Source organism: Blautia sp. MSK18_10 (assembly GCF_020553185.1).
Classification (GTDB): domain Bacteria; phylum Bacillota; class Clostridia; order Lachnospirales; family Lachnospiraceae; genus Blautia_A; species Blautia_A wexlerae.
In genome coordinates, this window is the sequence record NZ_JAJCGT010000009.1 from 24,486 (window position 1) to 44,828 (window position 20,343).

The 20,343-nt window shown below is 41.1% G+C and carries 17 protein-coding genes; all 17 read right to left on the reverse strand.

Annotated features, from left to right (window positions below; genetic code table 11):
- Positions 1–76 precede the first annotated feature (76 nt).
- The 17 genes from LI074_RS05895 to acsB all read right to left on the reverse strand — a co-directional run bounded on the left by LI074_RS05895 (position 77) and on the right by acsB (position 20,273).
- Positions 77–1,894, reverse strand: a complete 1,818-nt coding sequence (locus LI074_RS05895; RefSeq protein WP_173698003.1) for a DUF6320 domain-containing protein — start codon at positions 1,892–1,894, stop codon at positions 77–79.
- Positions 1,891–2,841, reverse strand: coding sequence for an alpha/beta hydrolase (locus LI074_RS05900; RefSeq protein WP_020994037.1), 951 nt, complete (start codon positions 2,839–2,841; stop codon positions 1,891–1,893). The genes LI074_RS05895 and LI074_RS05900 overlap by 4 nt, the downstream gene beginning before the upstream one ends.
- Before the next feature lie 141 nt (positions 2,842–2,982).
- A complete protein-coding gene (gene iadA / locus LI074_RS05905; RefSeq protein WP_025577058.1) occupies positions 2,983–4,131 on the reverse strand; it encodes a beta-aspartyl-peptidase in 1,149 nt (382 codons plus the stop codon).
- A 32-nt stretch (positions 4,132–4,163) separates the two neighbouring features.
- A complete protein-coding gene (yfcC, locus tag LI074_RS05910; RefSeq protein ID WP_022380777.1) occupies positions 4,164–5,684 on the reverse strand; it encodes a putative basic amino acid antiporter YfcC in 1,521 nt (506 codons plus the stop codon).
- A 137-nt stretch (positions 5,685–5,821) separates the two neighbouring features.
- On the reverse strand, positions 5,822–6,811 hold the full coding sequence (locus tag LI074_RS05915; protein ID WP_062807829.1) for a guanosine polyphosphate pyrophosphohydrolase: 990 nt from the start codon (positions 6,809–6,811) through the stop codon (positions 5,822–5,824).
- Between the two features lie 100 nt (positions 6,812–6,911).
- Positions 6,912–7,499, reverse strand: coding sequence for an ATP-binding cassette domain-containing protein (locus LI074_RS05920; protein ID WP_055057455.1), 588 nt, complete (start codon positions 7,497–7,499; stop codon positions 6,912–6,914).
- A gap of 71 nt (positions 7,500–7,570) precedes the next feature.
- Positions 7,571–8,359 carry an ABC transporter permease gene (locus LI074_RS05925; protein WP_055052596.1) on the reverse strand — a complete coding sequence of 263 codons (789 nt, stop codon included), beginning with the start codon at positions 8,357–8,359 and terminating at the stop codon, positions 7,571–7,573.
- Positions 8,337–9,311 (reverse strand): ABC transporter substrate-binding protein, encoded by a 975-nt coding sequence (locus LI074_RS05930; protein WP_055052412.1) that lies wholly within the window; start codon positions 9,309–9,311, stop codon positions 8,337–8,339. The genes LI074_RS05925 and LI074_RS05930 overlap by 23 nt, the downstream gene beginning before the upstream one ends.
- A gap of 90 nt (positions 9,312–9,401) precedes the next feature.
- On the reverse strand, positions 9,402–10,250 hold the full coding sequence (locus LI074_RS05935; RefSeq protein ID WP_243868786.1) for a glucosaminidase domain-containing protein: 849 nt from the start codon (positions 10,248–10,250) through the stop codon (positions 9,402–9,404).
- 1 nt (position 10,251) lies between these two features.
- Positions 10,252–11,106 carry a bifunctional 5,10-methylenetetrahydrofolate dehydrogenase/5,10-methenyltetrahydrofolate cyclohydrolase gene (locus LI074_RS05940; RefSeq protein ID WP_008703871.1) on the reverse strand — a complete coding sequence of 285 codons (855 nt, stop codon included), beginning with the start codon at positions 11,104–11,106 and terminating at the stop codon, positions 10,252–10,254.
- A gap of 172 nt (positions 11,107–11,278) precedes the next feature.
- Positions 11,279–11,908 carry a cyclodeaminase/cyclohydrolase family protein gene (locus LI074_RS05945; protein WP_008703872.1) on the reverse strand — a complete coding sequence of 210 codons (630 nt, stop codon included), beginning with the start codon at positions 11,906–11,908 and terminating at the stop codon, positions 11,279–11,281.
- Positions 11,909–11,999: 91 nt separating this feature from the next.
- Positions 12,000–12,668 carry a DUF3786 domain-containing protein gene (locus tag LI074_RS05950; protein ID WP_008703875.1) on the reverse strand — a complete coding sequence of 223 codons (669 nt, stop codon included), beginning with the start codon at positions 12,666–12,668 and terminating at the stop codon, positions 12,000–12,002.
- 106 nt (positions 12,669–12,774) lie between these two features.
- Positions 12,775–14,715 (reverse strand): corrinoid activation/regeneration protein AcsV, encoded by a 1,941-nt coding sequence (acsV, locus tag LI074_RS05955; protein ID WP_173698004.1) that lies wholly within the window; start codon positions 14,713–14,715, stop codon positions 12,775–12,777.
- Between the two features lie 133 nt (positions 14,716–14,848).
- Positions 14,849–15,634: a carbon monoxide dehydrogenase/acetyl-CoA synthase methytransferase subunit gene (gene acsE / locus LI074_RS05960; protein WP_008703879.1), complete on the reverse strand. Its 786-nt coding sequence runs from the start codon at positions 15,632–15,634 to the stop codon at positions 14,849–14,851.
- Positions 15,635–15,735: 101 nt separating this feature from the next.
- Positions 15,736–17,094, reverse strand: a complete 1,359-nt coding sequence (gene acsC, locus LI074_RS05965; RefSeq protein WP_008703881.1) for an acetyl-CoA decarbonylase/synthase complex subunit gamma — start codon at positions 17,092–17,094, stop codon at positions 15,736–15,738.
- 22 nt (positions 17,095–17,116) lie between these two features.
- Positions 17,117–18,061: an acetyl-CoA decarbonylase/synthase complex subunit delta gene (gene acsD, locus LI074_RS05970; RefSeq protein WP_173698005.1), complete on the reverse strand. Its 945-nt coding sequence runs from the start codon at positions 18,059–18,061 to the stop codon at positions 17,117–17,119.
- A gap of 76 nt (positions 18,062–18,137) precedes the next feature.
- A complete protein-coding gene (gene acsB, locus LI074_RS05975; RefSeq protein ID WP_173697103.1) occupies positions 18,138–20,273 on the reverse strand; it encodes an acetyl-CoA decarbonylase/synthase complex subunit alpha/beta in 2,136 nt (711 codons plus the stop codon).
- Between the last annotated feature and the right edge of the window lie 70 nt (positions 20,274–20,343).

Sequence of the window (20,343 nt, forward strand, 5' to 3'; positions counted from 1 at the left end):
AACAATGCTTTCTGACAAAGTGAAATTATTCAGTTCAGCATTTTCAGACACGCTCTAATGTTTCATCAACACTATTTTATACATGCAGATTTTTCTGCATCTCTTCTTTAAATTCTCTTCCTTTAAACAATATCACTGCTACAAGAAACAGGAAACATATTAACGCTCCAAACATACTTACTGTTGGATTTTTCACCACTTTGCATAAGAGTAAGATTCCCGGAAGAATCAATCCGTATCCGGCAGCCATAATTTCGTAAATAAGATACTCTCGCACAGGACATTTCCGCACCTTAGCGATTACAAACATCGCTGTAAGTGTAGATACACTCATGATCGGCAGCACAAGATCTACAGACCAACTGTGCCAACCGGTCAGTGCATCCCATATAAAGCAGATAATAGTACCGATAAAAAGCTGCCACATCGCATTTTTCAGCAGATTATAGCGTTTAAAAAATCCAATCGATGAGGCAATCCACATTGTCACAACGCCTCCGGCTGTGAATAAGGTCCAGCGAATTCTAGGATGGAAATTATACTCCGTAACAAGCATTGCTGCAACAATTGCAATACACAGAAAGCTATAAATTTTATAGACTTTCATTTCCTGTTCGCTTGGCTCATCTGTCTTTGGAAATTCAGGTTTTACTTTTTCAGATGCAATTCCCTGTTCTTTTAACAAGCGATAAAAATTACGTTCAATGTTCACTGTGTCGTATCTGGATGTAAATGCAAATGATAATTTATCCTGAAAAGAACACAAACACAATTCAAACTTAGGAGTGTTTGTGTACACACCAAATCGTTCAATATAAGGCACATAACTCGCATGCATTTTAACCGCACTCATATTAGAGAAGATTGCTGTCGTGTTCTTCTCTGAATATTTTGCCCCGGCCTGAATACATAGATTTTTCAGTTCCAAAGGTGCAAGCCTCAGAATCGGATGCAGTTCCAAAGCAAGCAACTCGCTGATATGTGCTGACATCTTTTCTTTTGTCAGTTCTGTCTCAAAAAATTCTTTCGTATATTTCAGTATTACCTCAAAACTTTGATCTTGTGTAGTAAAATTATATCCCGGCTCAATCCAATTAAAAAAATTCAGCATCGATAAAGACGGGAAAAACTTTCTTAAGTTAACCGGAACCATTAACACGACCGGCTTTTTCTTTTGCATTTTAGACATTTCTTCATTTATTGCCATCATAAATAATGCTGTCAAAAAGACTGTCATAGATACTCCGAGTTCCCTGCTCCGCTTCAATACTGCCTGAACTGAAACAACAGATTCATGGACGTGCAGATGATTTCCATCTTTCTTTCTTTTCCGTATCTGGAAAGCATGTAGTTTTCTTTTTTTCGGTCGTTTCTGATCTTTTGAATAATATTTCAAAAAACTATCAACTTCTTGATCTTGTACCGTCATATCTTCTGGTAACAATGAAACTGCTTCTAATCCATTTACTTTGTGAATAAGATAGAGATAATTTTTTACCAGTTCTTTTAAAAATTCTGTCGCTCCTGTGCCATCTGTCAATACATGGAATACTTCGAAGTTGATTCGTTTTTTATAATAGGTTACTTCAAAAAGCAGTGTCTTCTTATCCTTTATATAGAGTCTACTACAAGGCTCTTTGTACTCTTCCTTTACAATCGGTCGTAAATTACATGGCTCAAGATAATGCCAGAATAATCCTTTGCGAAGCACCATTAAAAACGTAGGAAATATTTCTATTGTCTGATTCAATGCTTCCTGCAAAACGTCAGGATTTACTTCTTCTTTCAATTCGCAGTAAAAACGAAACACTCTCGTATCTTTTTTATTACTGGCAGCAGAATATAATTTTGCTGCATTATCTAGTTTTCTCCAACGTGCTTTTTTCTTATTCACAGTGTTTCCTCTTTCAGAAATTCATTGATATAGGTGAAACTTTCCTGTACATGAAGCTGCTTGATCCCCAACGCAAAATATCCATGTAATGCATCTTTGATCCGATGTATCTCCACATAATTTCCAGCCTCTTTTAAGCGCTTCCCATATGCTTCCCCTTCATCTCGAAGTGGATCAAATTCACATGTAAGAATCAATGTATCAGGTTGATTCGCTAAATCTTCTGCTATGTATGGTGCAAAATAAGGATTCTTCTTATCCTCTTTATTTCTCGCATAAAGATCAATATAATCCTGCATCTTCCCAGCTGTCAAAAGATAATCTGTTCCATTTTCCTTAACAGATGGAAATGGTGAATTTTCTGTATAATCATTATATGTAGCCGGATAGATCAGTATCTGTCTTTTTGGCATAAATTCTCCACAATCTCTAGCCATCAAAGATAATGCTGCACAAAGATTCCCTCCGGCACTATCTCCGATCAATGTAATATTTTCGGGTTTTATGTTGAGCATAAAATCTCCGGAATATAATGTTTTCGCAACGGCATAACAATCTTCCAGACCTGCCGGGAATTTATCTTCCGGTGCCAGTCGATATTCAACTGCAACTACATATTGTCCGGTTGCATTAGCAAGCCGGGCACAAATTCTTTCATAATTATCGATACTCTCTGTAACCCAGCCGCCGCCATGTATAAACAAAAGCATCTTTTTATCTTGAATATTATGTTTCTTTTCTTCACTCTCACGAAAACTTTTTTCAGTTGGAAAGAAAATACGAATCGGGACTGCATGACTCCCGTTATATATTTTCTCATCTATTTTTTTATAAAAAATCTTCATCGGATCCAATCGTTTTAAATCCGCCATATGACGAAATGCTTCTACTTCCACACCATCAAAAGACAGAGCTTTCAAAATCTTCTTCGCTGTCTGATTAATCAATACTATATTCTCCTTATACCCGTTCTTATGTCTGTAAAAGACTACGAGCCCATTATATCATAAAGTGCTTATTAAAGTGAATTTAATATTGCAAAAAGCACCAGCCAACTGAATGACTGGTGCTTTTAACATCAATATACTTTATTTTGTATAAACTGTATTCCCTTTTGCAATTACTTCAACAAGCTGAAGTTCCTGGTCAAGAATACAAAGATCCGCATCATAGCCTTCTTCAACCTTACCTTTTCCTTTGAGCCGAAGAATATCTGCCGGATTAGATGTAATTGTAGAAATAGCTATTTCTAAAGGAATTTCTGTTTTAAATACACATTCCTTTACTTCCTTCAGAAGGCAGCTGGACTGTCCAACGCCCATTCCAAGGAATTCACCATCACTACTGTACATCGGAAGGCTTCCCTGTCCATCAGAAGAAATTGTCATGCGGTCAGGATTTACTCCTGCATCCAGCATCCGTTTGATACCATTACATACACGTACCTCATCACAGATAGTTTCCCAATAGTCAATATCTTCATTTCCGGTAAAGTCTACTGCTCCGCCTTTCAGCGCATACTCAATCGACTTGCCAAAAAGCATCTCATTTCGATTGATATGTGTTGGCAGTATTTGAGAAGCCGGTATCTCTGTCTCATCTACCACTCGTTCAATAAGATCTAAGCATCTCGGACTGTCGCCAAGATGAACATTTACAATACCTGCTTTCCCAGAAAGAACACCGCCAAGTCTTGTATCCGCAACGACACGCGCAAATTCCTCAAAAGTCGGCTGTGAAGAACGATGATCAGAAATCGCGATTTCTCCGGTTCCAATGATTTCCTGAATCATCATAATATCTTTGACAATACTGTCCGTCAACGTGTGAACCGGAATCTGATAACTGCCTGTATAACAGTATGCAGACATTCCCTGCTCATTCAATCCTTTTGTCTTTGCAACCAGTGCACACATATCACGACCGATTCCATCCGTTCCAAGGCAGCCAACAACTGTTGTTACCCCAAACTTCGTAAGTCCTTCCATAGTTGCTTCCGGAGTACGATTGGCGAATCCACCTTCGCCACCGCCTCCAAGTACATGAACATGACAGTCAATGAATCCCGGAGTTAAAAGTAACCCCTCTCCATTGATTATTTCTGTCTCAGAAAGAAATCCTTCTGCGGATATAGAACCTGCATCTTTAATCTTGACAATCTTATCATTGATTGTAAGTACATCTTTTTTCCCCAGATGCTGTGGGGCATAGACATCAATATTCTGAATTAATTTCATCATAAATCTCTCTCAATTATCAAATGTATGTTTTAGAATCCAATTCCAACTGCAATAAGAATTGTAATGATTGCACCAATCATTAATACACCAAGGAATTTCCACATGAATTTAATCCAGTTAGACCACTCAATCTTTGCAATTGCAAGGGATCCGATCAAACATCCTGATGTAGGAACAATCAGGTTTGTAAATGCATCACCAAGCTGGAATGCAACTACAGCTGTCTGACGTGAAACACCTAACAGGTCTGACAGTGGAGCCATGATCGGCATTGTGATCGCAGCCTGTCCTGTTCCGGATACAACGAAGAAGTTGAATACGGACTGGAACAGATACATAAGTACTGCTGCAACTGCTCCGGAAACTCCAGACAGTGCATTTGAAATATTATACATAATTGTATTAATAACCGTAGGTGTTGTCGGATCAGATCCACCAAGAACCTGCATGATACCCTGTGCCATAGCAACAACAAGTGCAGCACCTATCAGGTCTTTTGCTCCATCTTTAAATGATGTTGCGATATCATTCAGTTTCATATCGTTCAGTTTAAAGATAACTCCAATCACACCGGAAACAATTCCCATAATGAAGAACTGTGTAGCAATCTCCGGCATGTAGTATCCTTGAGTCATAACTCCCCAAACTACCCATACTACTGTAGCAGCCAGTGTCAGAAGAACTAAAATATGTCCAAGACCAAATGAATGTCCTTCGTCAATTCCTGTTTTTTCATTCTGCTCACGGAAATATGCATCGGTCTTATATGCGATTGAGATTGTCGGAGTCTTTTTGATCTTTGATGCATAGAACATAGTCATTCCACAGCCGAGTGCTGTAAATACTACCCACATTACCATACGGAATCCTGCTCCGGAGAATACGTCAATACCTGCAATTCCCTGTGCAATACCTACAGAGAATGGATTCATCCATGATGAACCGAAACCAATCTGTGTTGCAACATAAGTAACAAGAACTGCAATAACTGAATCGTATCCAACTGCTACAAACAACGGACAAAGAATCATAGTAAACGGAAGTGCTTCTTCTCCCATTCCAAAAACTGCTCCACCAAGAGAAAACAATACGAAAAGTATCGGAATCAGCAGTTTTTCTGCTCCCTTTGCCTTACGGATCAATCCAATCAATCCGGATTCAATCGCTCCTGTACGGATCATGATACCGAATGCACCGCCTACTACCATAAGAAATGCGATAATCTCGATTGCAGAACTGCTTACGATTCCGTTATACATATAGTTGAAGAATCCTGTTCCACCATCTCCACTAAAGAGTGCTACTCCTTCTGTTACTACATTTCCTGCATCATCTGTCAGATACTGGAAACTTCCGTCTTTGATTACTGTACGGGTTTTCTCAACACCATTGATCATATACGAAATATCCTGTGTTTCGTAAAATCCCTTTGGTACAAGGAAAGTCAGAAGTGCAGCGACAACAACTACTAAAAAGATAATAATGTAGGTGTCAGGCACTTGAAACCCCTTGTTAAAAGACTTTAACCCTTTTCCTTCTTTTTTGCTCATTTTCGAGTTTCCCTCCCATTTTTGATATACTATATCAGTGTACCATAGAATGCCTAAAATATAACTAAAAATTTACATATTTTATCAATTTTTGTCATTTCTCTGTATTTTTATACATCAAAAGATAGGTGTTTTATTCAATCAATCACATCATTCTGAAATCTTGACAAATGTTCATAAGGTAAGATCAGTCTTCCCCTGAACAGTCCGCACCCATCATTGATCAGGCTGTTATCTACTGCGGAAAACATATTTACATCCAGATCTGCCAGTTCCAGCTGCAAAAGACGCATGCCCCGTTCATAGGCTTCATCGAAATAAACGCACTCGCCTTCTGGAATAGCATCACGTCTTGCACGCTCATCCTGCTGTTTCTTCTCATATCCCAGATGATTCGCCGGACCAATTTCCGCAGTGTCATCCATTTTCTGGGTACGCAGCTGCACTTCCATGAAAGAACGGGAACTGTTATCATAAACTGTGATATGTAATGACTGATATCCTTCCCCGCTGGTTCCACAGATATAATCCCGGTAATACATCTTCACATCTTCATTAAGAAGTGGCGACGTACTTTTCTTTACTCCATAGGCAGACTCCACCGTAAACCCTCGTTCTTCCAGGAACCCGGGAAGAACATTGGCAATCTCATAAAGATAGCGGATCGACGCCGTTTCCTGATCTTCTCCTGGTTTCAGATGACACTTGGGCATACACAACACAATTCTGTATGCAATAAAATCCCGAAAACAACTGAGTTTATTTTTCAGTTCCGATACAGGAGGATAGGTTCCATGTTTTGTATAATAATCGTAAATATATTCCACAATATAGCCGTTAAATTTCTCTTCTGCCCGGATCAGCGATTTGATCCTTCCTTTAAATGTAAACGCAAGAAACGGATATTCATGAGCCATATATTTATAAAATTCCCGGATCTTCTGGGACTGGGCCGTAAGGAAATCATTGTGTTCTAAAAGCTCTGTGATCTGAATCAGGAAATTCACATGCATCATATCAATTTCATTATGAGTAAGTTTCGCTTCTTTTCTCAGATCCCGGGTATATTTCTGTAAAATTTTTAAAACCGTATCTCCTGAATACAGATAATCATTTAATGTAATCATAAGTTTTTCCTCTTTTGGAGTTATAGCGTGTTTGAAGATTGTAGAAATGATTTTTCAAACACGCTATAATCTATAACCGAAATTTAGTTTTTCATTAATTTTAATGTTTTGTCAATATATCTACTGTTCTGTCAGCCTTTAACCAAACTGCTTCTTTTTCTTCATGAGTAACAAAGATCAACGTCTTTCCCTCCGTCTTTTTCAAAATATAATCAATTGTTTTTGCTCTGGTTTTTTCATCAAGACCTCTGAGAGGTTCATCCATGATCACACAGTCTGATTCAGCCAGCAATGCCCTTAGGATAGATACTCTCCTGCGCATTCCTCCACTCAGTTCACGAACCGGTTTCTGCCATATCTCAGTAAGCGCAACTGCTTTATACGCCTCCTCCAGTTCTCTGTCTGTTATTGTTTCTGTACATACCAGTCTTATATTAGAAGCAGCGCTCAGATTTTCACACAGACGATCTTCCTGAAATACTGCACTGAGTTTTCTGTCACTTACCCCTTCTATTTTCCCCTTATCCGGAACATCCAGTCTCAGAAGAAGCCGTATCAGTGTTGTTTTGCCACATCCGGATCTTCCTCTGATACAAGTGGTTTTCCCTTCCGGAAAAACACAGGACAAATCTTGCAGTACCTGCTGTTCTCCGTATGCTTTACTAATATGATCTACCTTTATATCCATATCTCTTCTCCGCCTGTAACAGACCTCATAAATAATGCATTTAAGAGGATTATCATAAATCAAAATTTCCGTTATCTATGTTCTATCATATAAACTACTCTGCTTACAATTCCAAGAAAACACTTTTCAAATACAAAACTGATCACAATTATCACAATTGTCCACGCAAAAAGATCCGGAGTATTCAGATATATTTTTGCATTATACAGTTTCTCACCAATAGAACCTGAAGGTACTCCGATAACCTCTGCTGCCACTCCTGCCTTCCAGCACATTCCAAGAGAAAGCCTGCATGCTGAGAGAAAATAAGGCAGTACCTGCGATACATAAATATACCTGATCTGTCTTCTGAGATTCACACGAAATACTTTTGCCATTTCCAGTATCTTCCTGTCCGTCTGTCGTATTCCCTCAAGGATATTTGTATATATCACCGGCAGAACCATAAGAAAGGAAATAAAAACTGACAGATTTTTCGAAGGAATCCATATCAGGCACAAAATAATAAAAGATGCCACAGGTGTAGATTTGACCACTGCGATCACAGGTGCTGTCAGGATTTCCACTGTTTTTGACCAATATGCCCACACTGCCAGAAAGATTCCCAGAAGCACAGCCAGAAGAAATCCTGTCACAATGCGTACAAAACTAAATCCGACAGACTGCCAGAAATTTCCGCTGAAAATCAGTTCAAAAAGCTTTCGGACAACAGAAACAGGAGATGCCAGAAGGATCTCCTGTTTCAGATACATACTCGCAAACTGCCAGATTGCAATCCAGAAAAGTACTGCTAATATGCGAATTCCTGTATATTTCGTTCCATTGTCAGTTTTTGCTCTATCGTTTGTAATAGAATGCATCATCCGGCAACTGTCCTCCTATAATCTCAGGATTCTGATCATCCAGGGTTGCCAGATATCCTGAAAGCATGGTTTTCATCTCATCACCTTCAATAAACACAATACTGCAGTCAGGGATTGCTTTCTGTGCAACTTCTTTTGCAATAATATCATGATCTCCTATGATCTGGGCCGCAGCTTCTGTGTCACTGTTGACAAAATCTACAGATTCTTTATAAGCATCCATAAAATCATTTACTTTATCTGCATGATCCTGAATAAACTCATTGTTCGCGATCACAACTCCTGTCACCAGTTTACTTCCGTCATCCATGGAATCTTCCCACAGTTTGTTCAGATCCAGGGCAACCTTCAGCTTATCGTTTTTCATCAGCGCTGTAGTTACAAAAGGCTGCGGAAGAAGTCCGACTGCTGTCTGATCCTGCACAAGTGCGGAGACTACCTCTGCGTGCTCAGATTTAAATTCAACAGTCACATCTTTTTCAGGGTCGATTCCATTCGCTTTAAGAACAGAGTTCAGAGCATATTCCGGGGTTGCACCCTTTCCACTGGCATAAATGGTCTTTCCCTTAAGATCCTCCACAGATTTTACACTGTCTCCATTCTCTACAAGATAGAGAACACCCAACGTATTGACCGCCAGGACACTGACATCCTTATCTGTCTTCTGATACAACGTTGCTGCCAGATTTGCCGGAACAGCTGCAATATCAAGCTTGTCCTGTACTACCATCGGAACAATCTCATCCGGAGATGCAGCAATCGTAAAATCGTATCCGTCTTCATCAAGAAGCTGCGCCATTCCCATTGCTGTCGGACCTTTCAGGGCGCCTATCCGGACAGCATCCGAAGATGATCCTTCGGATGCCCATACGCTGACCTCTCCAGTGTTACCGGTCAATCCTGCACAGATACACAAAGCCATTGCACAGATCATCAATTTTCTTTTCATTTTACTCAACATCCTTTCTTTATTTAAGAATTTAAAAATCATTTACAGCAGTTCAGAAAAATAATACAAATAAGGCGCAAAACTCTGTCTTTATGTCCCTGATTTCAAATCTGCCAGTATTTTTCTTAATTTACTTCCATAATCTTTTCCTGCTGCCCAGCCGCCGCCATAAGGATTTTCCTGGATTCCCAGCCATTCCACGTAAGGCGCCGTCTCTCTTGTCACGTAATCGAAGCGTTCATCTACACATTCCTGATTCAGTGAATCTGTGGAGGCGTAGGCTTTGAGATGCTGAACCTGAGCACGTATTCCTGTTCTTACATCCGGAAATGCGATTCCTTTGACTCCACCTCCGGTTGTTCCAAGACCTGCGAAATTGAACTGGTCGATTCCCGCATCACCACCGAAACTCAGCCATCCGGTTTCCAGCATTGCCTGCGCAAAAACTACTTCACCACGTACATTCTCGGCATTTGCCTCCTCTACAATAATATTGCAAAAGGTATCTATATCAGATGCTCCGCCGCCACTGAGTTCTTCAGATGGGTAAGTGCATCCCTGACTGTTGTATAATGAACACATTTCATCGACGGAAACAGTTGTTCCACCCATAATCGTGTAGTATCCATAAGTATTATCTGTCGGGTCTTCATCGGAGATAATTTCTTCTCCGTTACTTTCTGCATTTTCGAGATATTTAGGTTTGGAGATCTGTCCCTCTCCTGAATGATCAGTTTCCTGACTGTTTTTTTCTGCACTATCAGTTGTTTTAGCTATCGTGTCGTCATCTGGGGTATCTGCAGCATTGTCTGCTGCGCTGTTTTCTGTATCAGTGGACGCTATCCCTTCACTGGCACTTACCAAAGCAGGTGCCCCGAACATCAGGGCACCTGTTATTGTCATAAGCAGCCAGAAATATTTTCCCGGCACTTTTTTCATCTTATGCGTTTACCTTTCTCATTGCAGCTTCTACCACATGACCAACCAGTACAGAAGTTGTTACACTTCCAACACCGCCAGGTACAGGTGTAATAGCATCTACGATAGGCTCTACTGCTGCGTAATCAACATCACCGCAGAGTTTGCCTTCTGCATTTACGTTGATACCTACATCGATGATTGTCTGGCCTTCTTTTACATATTCGGCACCAACAACACCGGCGCGGCCTGCTGCTACAATAATGATATCTGCTTCACGTGCTACAGACGGCATATCTACAGTTCTTGTGTGGCAGATTGTAACAGTTGCGTTCTTTTTAACCAGCATCATTGCTGCAGGTTTACCAACAACAAGGCTTCTTCCGATTACTACTGCCTTTTTGCCTGTGCAGTCGATTCCGTAATGATCAAGGATTTCCATACAAGCCTGTGGTGTACATGGCGGGAAACCAATCTTCTTGCCTGTAAATACACCGGACATGGAAAGGTCTGTCATACAGTCAACGTCTTTTTCAGGAGCAAGTGCATTCTCGATCACTGCCTGATCCAGATGTTTTGGAAGCGGACGGAATAATAATACGCCGTGAATGCTGTCATCTTTGTTTACTTTATCGATTGTTGCAAGAAGTTCTTCCTGGGAAACATCTTCCGGAAGTAAGATTTTCTCACATGCAACGCCTAAAGTTTCGCAGCGTTTTGTTGCTCCTCTTTCATAGGAGATATCACTTGGGTTTTCACCAACACGGATGATGCAGAGGGTAGGATTTACTCCTTTTCCCTGAAGCTCTGCTACGTTTGCTTTGATTTTCTCATTTAATGCTGCTGTTACTTCTTTACCTAATAACTGCTTAGCCATTTGTCGTTCCCTCCGAAATTATACGTTATTATTCTATACTGTATCTGAATGATTTCAGCATAACCGCCTCATAAATCATATGCACTCTGTAAAAAAATACATCTCAATAAATAATGTTACACTTTATTAAAAGAGACGGAAAACAATACAGAAATTTCTATTTTATTTACTATTATTTCAGTCTGCCAAGTACGCTGTTAAATGTGTCATCTGCGATCTTTGTATATTTCTCAAGCATCGCATCTGCTTTTCTGTTTAATTCTTCTGCATACTCTCTGTCAGCCATGGATTTTGTGTTGATGTATACGTTCAGGCTGGCACCCTGTAATGCTGCTTTACAGAAAGCTGCACCAACGCCTGCATCACTGATGGCAAGCTTAGAGCCTTTTGCACCGAATTCTACGATCAGTTCAATTGCTTCACAGCATTTCTCCATGATCTCCATTGGTACAGAGCAGGCATCTTTTAATACGATCTCCATGACTCTGGCTTTCTCAGCTTTCTCTTCTTCTGTCTCTTTTGGCATTCCATATGCCTTTGATAATGGCTCGAATACTTCTGCATCACGCTCGATCAGACGGAGGAAATCCTTCTGTAACTGATCGCATTTTGCTTTTAATTCGTACATTTCGTCTTCAACATCCGCATATTTCTTTTTTCCTACAGTAAGGCTTCCTACCATATTTCCAAGAGCAGTTCCTACTGCACCAACTAATGCAGACGCACCGCCGCCGCCCGGAACCGGAGCCTTAGATGCCAGAACTTCAACGAATTCTGTACATGTACTTGTTGAAAATCCCATTTTTCTCCCTCTTTCTTTCTGTTTATATTTACTTATCTGACTCTGATATCCGCGGATTATTCTGTAATCTCTATAATCCTGATATCATTTGTCATTTCTGAACGCATTTCAGATATGCTTTCAGAGAACCAATGATCACATCTCCCATAACTGCCATATCCTCTGCCTGGAAAGAAACAGGGAAGTTGTCAGAAAAGAGAATCTGTGAAGACGGCGGAAATTCCTCATCGCCTTCCCAGAGGATCATCTGTATTTTATATTCCGGAAAAATTTCTACTTCATAGGCAATATCTCCATGCTTTACAGGTATGGCACTGATATGCTCCATGATCGCCCTGAAATCTCCCGGACGGTTACCATAGGAAAATGCCAGACGTTTGATACATCTGCCGTCAAACTGTCTTAAATATACTTCTCCCCATGGCATCTCCCGGTATGTCTTAAATTTTCCGGAACTCTCAGACTTCACACCGTTTAAAAGAAAACGAATCGTCAGGATCCTTGCATAGATCATGTTCTCCAGTGGATAAAAACCTTTATCATCCGGAGTATGTGTTACTTCAAAATCCGGCCATGTAATCTGATACTGTGTTCCAAGAAAAGTTAAAGTAAGTTTTTTTGCTTCTTCATCGTAAGGAATAGACAGTCTGGAAGCAATTTCCTTCGGATCTGCAGTTGCAAACTCCTGAGTGTAATGCTCCCAGGGCATTCTTTCCTTACTGTCTTTTTCATAATTTAAATCACTTAAGCTAAACGCCATATAAATCTCCATAAACAGGACAGATCAAAGGGATCTAAAGATCCGTCCTGTTATTTTTATTTCTCTAGATATTCATAATTTCTCATATAGAAATTACTGAAATTCATCAGCGGTTCTGAACCTCTTCCATTACAGTCGGGAACATACTTGTATCTGTATGAGGAATAAAACATGCACCTACAAATTCATCCATATAGATCGGTACTGTAGAAAGTTCCATATATGTCATATTTGCAGCAAGTTCATAAGTCTTCTTCTCTGCCGGTGTTGACAGAAGCATCAGATACGCACCTGTCAGAGAAGAGTTACCAATGTAGTGGAATTTCTCGATCGGGATATCCGGGAACATACCGATGTTGACTGCATTCTGCATGTTGATACCGCTTCCGATACCGCCTGCAACATACACATCATCGATCATGCTCACATCGAAGTCCAGAGAAGTAAGCATTGTACGGATTGCTGAGAAGATGGCACCTTTGGCACGGATGAAGTTGTCAATATCAACTTCTGTAATCTCAACATCCTTTACAGAACCTGCCTCTTCCTCAAATGCAAGGATATAGCTGCCCATTCCGTATTTGTCATGTTTGATTCTCTTTCCTTCACGGATAAATTTACCCTTGGGGTTGATGATTCCGCAGATATAAAGTTCACTGATCACATCGATGATACCGGATCCACATAAACCTACAGGTTTCGTTCCCGGATCACCTACGATCTTGTAGGTAGGCTCCATAGTCTCTTTGTCAATGGTACATGCTTCGATAGCTCCGTCTGTGGCACGCATACCACAGCTGATGTCACCACCCTCAAAGGCAGGACCTGCTGAACATGCACAGCTCATCATAAAGTCTGAGTTTCCAAATACAAGCTCTCCATTTGTACCAAGGTCGATAAACAGTGAGAATTCGGGCCTGTTCCAAATCTGGCTGACCAGAGTTCCGGCTGTGATATCGCCACCTACATAGCTTCCGATATTCGGCGCCATAATAATATGAGCATCTTTATTGATATCAACTCCCACATCAGAAGCAAAAAGGGAATTGGTCTTAAAGAATGCAGGGATATAAGGCTCTGTACGCAACGGATCCGCATTGATTCCTGCAAACAGATGATTCATAGTTGTATTGGATGCCACACACATCCTGTAGATGTGGTCTTTGGGGAATTTTGCACTCTTGCACATTTCGTGGATCATTGGATTGATAGTCTCCTTGATCACAGCATCCTGCAATTTTTTCTGACCTCCGGGTTTCTGTGATTCCACGATTCGGTTTATTACATCTGCACCAAAACGGATCTGTCCGTTTCCGGCAGAACTTTTTGCCAGAATTTCTCCATTCTCCATATTAATCAGTACAGCAGAAACTGTAGTTGTACCGATATCAATTGCCAGACCTCCGATGATAACATCCTCGTCTTTACCAAATATATCATAGACATACATATCGTCAGAAGTAGCGCGGATCACACATTTCACTGCAAAATTGTTCTCTCTCAATACATCAGGGAGTTTTTTCAGGACTACATATGGTATCCGTACTCTGTTGATATTTAAATATTTCCGCAATGCACGTGTCAGTCTCTCATTGTCCGGCATAGTATCATCCAGAGAGGGAACGTCCATCAGCACATCCACAACCTCCAGACTATTTTTCAGTTCAATGCCTGCCAGCTGTATATCACTCTTGGCATTTTCAAAAATGGCTATTTCCTCTTTCGAACTTAAATCAGCTACTTTCATTCTGCTCTTATAGGCAGATGCAATATCAGGTACCAGCACATTGACGTCCGCACTGATCTTGCTGCAGCAAGACAGACGCCATCCCGCCTGATATTCTTCGTCAGAAATATGTAATGTCTTTTTGCTTTCCAGTTCTCCGCTCTTTAACTGGACACGACATTTTCCGCAGGCTCCGTTTCCGGAACATGGTGCATCAATAGCCACATTGGCACTTCGTGCAACCTCCAGTAAATTATCCCCCGCATTGGCAAAAGTTTCTACCATACTGCCATCTTCGAATGAAAATGTTACCTTAAACATTCGGCAACCACCTTTCTCATAGTCGTAATAGCCTGTAATAAAACAGGGACCGAAGACCGAAGCCTTCAGCCCCCATAATTATGTATTCATTTATGTCGGTCGAATATTTTATTAGATTTCTCAGCTATACTGATTAGATTTCCAGATAGGAATCTGCATACAGTGTATTGCCTTTGAATACATCACAGGATTTAATAGTTTCCATCAGACGAAGGTCGTTAGGATTAACGATTGCAGATGTAAGACCGTTCATCATAGCCATTGCTACAAGAGCAGAGTCCATGATCGGACGGATATGTTTCGGCATACCGTTACTGTTATTGGAAAGACCACCTGTGGAGTTCAGTCCCATATCAGAGAACATTTTGATTGCTTCAAGAACTTCCATCTGTTTGTCCTGCATTCCTTTTACAACCAGGAATAACGGGTCAAACCACAGATCTTCAGCTTCCATACCAAGAGACATACCTCTTTCAAGCATGTTCTGGCAGTGCATCATACGTTCATCATTGTCTGCTGCTACCATACCGGAAGAGCAAAGTGCGATACAGATGGCATCGTTTGCTGCTGCAAGGTCGATGTTTGTGATTCTGTCACCAGCATCAGCAGAGTTAACGATCGGTTTTCCTTTTGCTCTGTTATATACAGAGATACCAGCTTCAATAGCTTTCTTGTTTGTTGTATCCAGTGCAAGCGGAACATTGTCAAACTCTGACTGAAGGAGCTGTACTGCCCATTTCATCAGATCTTCTCCATCGTTCTCAGCAGGTCCGATGTTTACATCAAGGTAAGTAGCACCAGCGTCAAGCTGCTGTTTTGCTCTTTTGATGATCGGCTCTGGATCTCTTTCTGTAAATGCTTTGTTTACTGCAGGTGCAGTAGTGGAAAGTCTTTCTCCGATTGTTACAAATTTTGCCATAACCGTGTTCTCCTTTTTATTTATTTACACAGGAATAAAACCTGTATGCTTCTTATTAAGAGCCAGACCGGTCAGATGACCGGTCCGGCATGTCATTCCGATCAGATCTGACCGTCAGCCTGCATATCTTTTAAGAATTTAACAAGCTGTACAGCTTCTCTTGGTCCAACGATGATTTCCCATCCAGGAAGTTTTGCTTCAAGGTCACCCTTAAGAACTGCTACCTTACCTGGGATAATAAGCTTTCTGGATTTTACCTTAGGCTCAACATTTTCTTTGATGTAAGCGGAAATGCTGTTGCCGGAGAATTTACCAGCTGCCCAGGATGTCAGTACGGAAAGTCCGCCTGCATCATTGATTACCAGGTTAAGCGGAACACCGGAACGCTCCAGCTCGCCGGATACTACGAAATATGTAAGAGCGAAGTCTACAGTAGTAACTACTACTGCATTCTCATCAGCACCATTTAATGGATAGATGCCTGGCTCAACTTTCATTGGTTTCTGCGGATCAGTGAAAACGTTCTGACGCAGACCATATAATGGAAGAGCTTCTGCATATGTCATCTGCTCCATAACGATGATGGAACCATATTTCATTGTAAACATAGATGCTAAAGCTGCCTGTAAGTGAAGGTCACCTTTTGCGATCTTAACAAGGTTTACGATAGATGGATAACCAAATGTTCTGTCCTGATCTTTCAGAGCTGCACGACGAACCTGTACAGTGTTTGCAAAGGTTTCTTTGATGTCAGCGCCTGTTGTATCAAGAACAAGGTTCTTGTTTCCGAGTTTTTCAAGAGCTGCTGTTGTATCATATAATTCATTTAAGTCTTTACCGGATACACCGAGAACAACACCTGCTTCTGTAGCAACTGCGTTCATTGCTTCATAGTTGGAAGCATCTGCACCGTTTAAGACCGGTTTGCTGTCTTTGCATACTGCAAGAGCTGCTTTTGCGATTTCAGGATCTTTACATTCAAGAACTAAAGTTCTGCCAAGACCTGCAGCTTTTTCTACAAGTGCAGTATATTTAGCTGCATCTGCACCTTCGCCACAGTTTACATATACAAGTTCAGCATACATTCTTTCACCGATACGGTCATAATCTACCTTCGGGATTTCTGCAAGTTTCGCCTCTACTGTAGCATCATCCATACATGTGCACAGAGCTACTGCATATCTTGGCTTGCTTACAAATGTTTTTTCATGTCTGAATAATACTGTTTCTCCACCCAGAGTGTGCTCTTCTGCACCAGTACCAATTTTGATTGTCTTCATTGGCGGAGCAGTTGCCTCGGAAAGAGATGCTAAAGCTTCATCAGACATATGCGGACATTGTTCGATTTTCATAGCGCCCTGAGCAACTTTCATAGAGAAAGCCATACATGTTGGGCATCCGCATTCCTTACAGTTTTTCTTTGGTGTTAATTTAAAGATCTGAATACCATTCAGTGCCATTTTATTTGTTCCTCCTATTCAATTACGCAAGTGCTTTGATCATTCTGGAAATAGTTGCAACAGCTTCCGGATGTCTTAAGATGACTGCATCAGATCCGGCTGCAAGGTCAGCAGCAGCTGTCATAACTTCCATATCGATTCCACGCTCTTCTTCCGGTCCCCATTCAGGCATGTCAGCTTCAGAAGCTGTTGCTTCTTTTACGCCCCATGTTTCAGCGGATACCGGTGTAATGATAGGCATCTGCAGCATGTTATCATTCTGAGATAAAGCTGCACCTTTAATACGGTCCATAGTGGATACAACATATTCATATCCATATCCGGCAGCAGCACTACCGATATTCATAACAATTTTCTGTGCATTAACGCCTAACTGAGTAGTTACAACGTTAAGCTGTTTAGCAAGGTTGATATCTACGGCAGATTCTGCACCTACGATCTGATCGTAAGCAAGTCCTGCTGCAGCACCGATTGCTTTGTAGTTTTCTTCTTTTTCTGAAAGAATCAGTACGTTTCTTCCCTGAAGAGCTTCTGCTACCTTAGGAAGGAGTTCTGCGTCTTTCTCTACATTCTTGCATCCTTCAACTACTAATGGTGCATCAATTGCATCTGCAACTTCTTTAACAACTGCGATAAGTTCATCAACAGATTTGTTTACACCGTTCGGATCTCCACCCTCAAGGATCAGAGCTACAAAGTCAGCACCTTCCATAGCTGCTGCTTTTTTAGCCATTTCTCCGATTGTGGATGCTCCGTCATAGTATGCTTTGATACCTTCGGATACAATATTCTCAAGACCCATATCAGAGATTTCAACACCGATCTTAGGTGTGTTTTCTGATGGTGCATCAAAAGAATAAAATGGATAAGTAGAGTCTCCGCCGATTGTTACAGTCTTATCTCCGCTACCAATTGTGACTGTATTAATCTTTGCATTAAATTTCTGAAGTTTCTGATTAAACGGCATTTCTATTTGGCCTCCTTAAAAAAATTACTATGTACTTGCCTCTACGCAGACAAATCACATCATCTCATATAGTATACTACATCATCGGGTCCATTGACAAGGCTGGATGATTATGTTCTGTTAAAAATGCAACAAGCTCTTCTGGATCTGTTGTATTTGTCTCGTCACCAATCATATCAGTAAAGTTGTCAATACCATACAGTTCCTTTGCTGTCTTATTCAAACGCTCCGCAACTGTCTCTTTTAATTCCTTAGGCATCCATACGATACGTTCAATACCGCCTTCTGCCTTCATGAATTTCTTGGATGAAATAAAGTGTTTACCATGTCCCATGAATCCTGGTGTCTGAACACCGCCGCCAGTCATAGATGCCATCTCTGAGAATGTCATTCCGAGAGGTGTCATTCCTGCATATTCACGGTTGGCGATTACTACACCATTAGAAAACGGCTCAATACCACAGATACACTCGAAGCATCCACAGGAAGTCATAGGATCCTGCATAATGGAATAAAGTGTAACGTGTTCGAGAGCTCCCTGTGAGAATTTTTGTACAGCTTCATCAACATCCTCATAAGAACCAAGGTTCTCATCAATTGGTCTTTCCTTTGTAATGATCTGACAAGGTCCGTTTGGATCCAGTTCATTTGTTGCTTTTGCATCCAGCCATGAAACGGCTCCGCAAAGTCCAAGTCTCTCTGGTGTAACAACACATACATGAGACGGTGAAAAAGCCTGACAAAGGATACAGCTGTAATATACGTCTACAGTTTCATCTGTAAGATTTTCAAGACGTGCATCACGTTTATCGAATACAGGGATTGCTACCTCATGACGGATTCTTGTACACTCAGCCGGATCAGTATAAACGGTTACCTGACATTTATCAACTACAGCTTCAAACTCATTTTTTACCTGTGTATACAGAACTTCACCGATATGTCTGATACGGAATCCTGCATTGTAAGCTTCCTTACCGATACGGATCCTCTGCATATCTCTCTGTCCTGTATGATAAACTCCCTCAATACAGTTAATGTAATTGTGGAATTTACGCTCAATTACAGGTTCAAAATCAGGCTGCATTCTCTTTCCCGCTACTTCTACCACGTAAGCGATCGGATTCTTGCTTCCCAATTCCATTTCATCTACATCTGGTCCTACAACTGTAATCTTGTGGTCCTCTACCTCATCCATGCTTCTTGTCTGCACAAGTTCTGCACAATCCACACGGGAACCGTCGAACTCAACCTGCATATCTTTACGACGGATAATCTCGCCTTCGAATGCAGACGCAAACGCAACAGGAATATCAATATTGGTAATTTTGATCTTAATATTTCTGGCTTCCAGAGAAACCTTATTAAAATCAGCAACATTCTGGCATGCGATCAGCGCACCCGGAACTTCTGTAATGTTTTCATCTTCATTGGAAATCACAGGGAATCCAAGTTTGATTGCTCCTGCACCAGCAGCCAGAATCACATCATCGATCGGTTTAAACGCATTGACAAATGCCGGTACTCTCTCTGATGTATACTTGATCAGAGCGGCTGCATCTCCAGGAGTAACGTTTCCGAAGATCAGAGCTGCACGAAGTGCCACGGATACTACATGGATTACAGAAGTAATATCTTTTCCAAGTGGTACGATTCGAACATTATAGCCCATTTTCAATCCAAGTTCCTGCGCCTGGTCAATAATTCCTCCAACCAGTGTAACAAGAATTCCCTGTGCCTGATAACTCTTTACCAGATCTACACCTTCCTGTGCGGTAGGTGCCGATCCAATAATAACAGCTACACCAGGAATATCACCGGTTACAAGAGGTACACCAAGTTCACGGATTATGGAATCCGGAAGGTGTCCATAGTACGGTTCACTGTATGGCTCCGCTCCATCCAGATACTTCAGTACTTCTATGAACTCTGCACAAAGTGCGGTAGCGACTCCGGACATCAAAGCGTCATCTAACTGATGCTCTCTTGTCATAAGAGATTTGATCACACCAAGTGCTTCTTTCATTTCGCCAAGGGTCTTCACCTTAACTCCTGTTACTGCATAGTAACATGGCAGACAGTAGGCAGTATGAGGAAATTCAACTGCCTTGTCTGCGCCGTGCTGTGCAATGGCTTCCTCTACAGCCTGACAGGTTAACCCGTAGACTGCATCATTTCCGTTAAAGATTCTGTCGATTAACAATTTGCACATCTCCATTTCGTATTTAGAATAATACTATGGTTTTATCTATATAACGCTTTAGGCGTTTAAACCCCGGAGA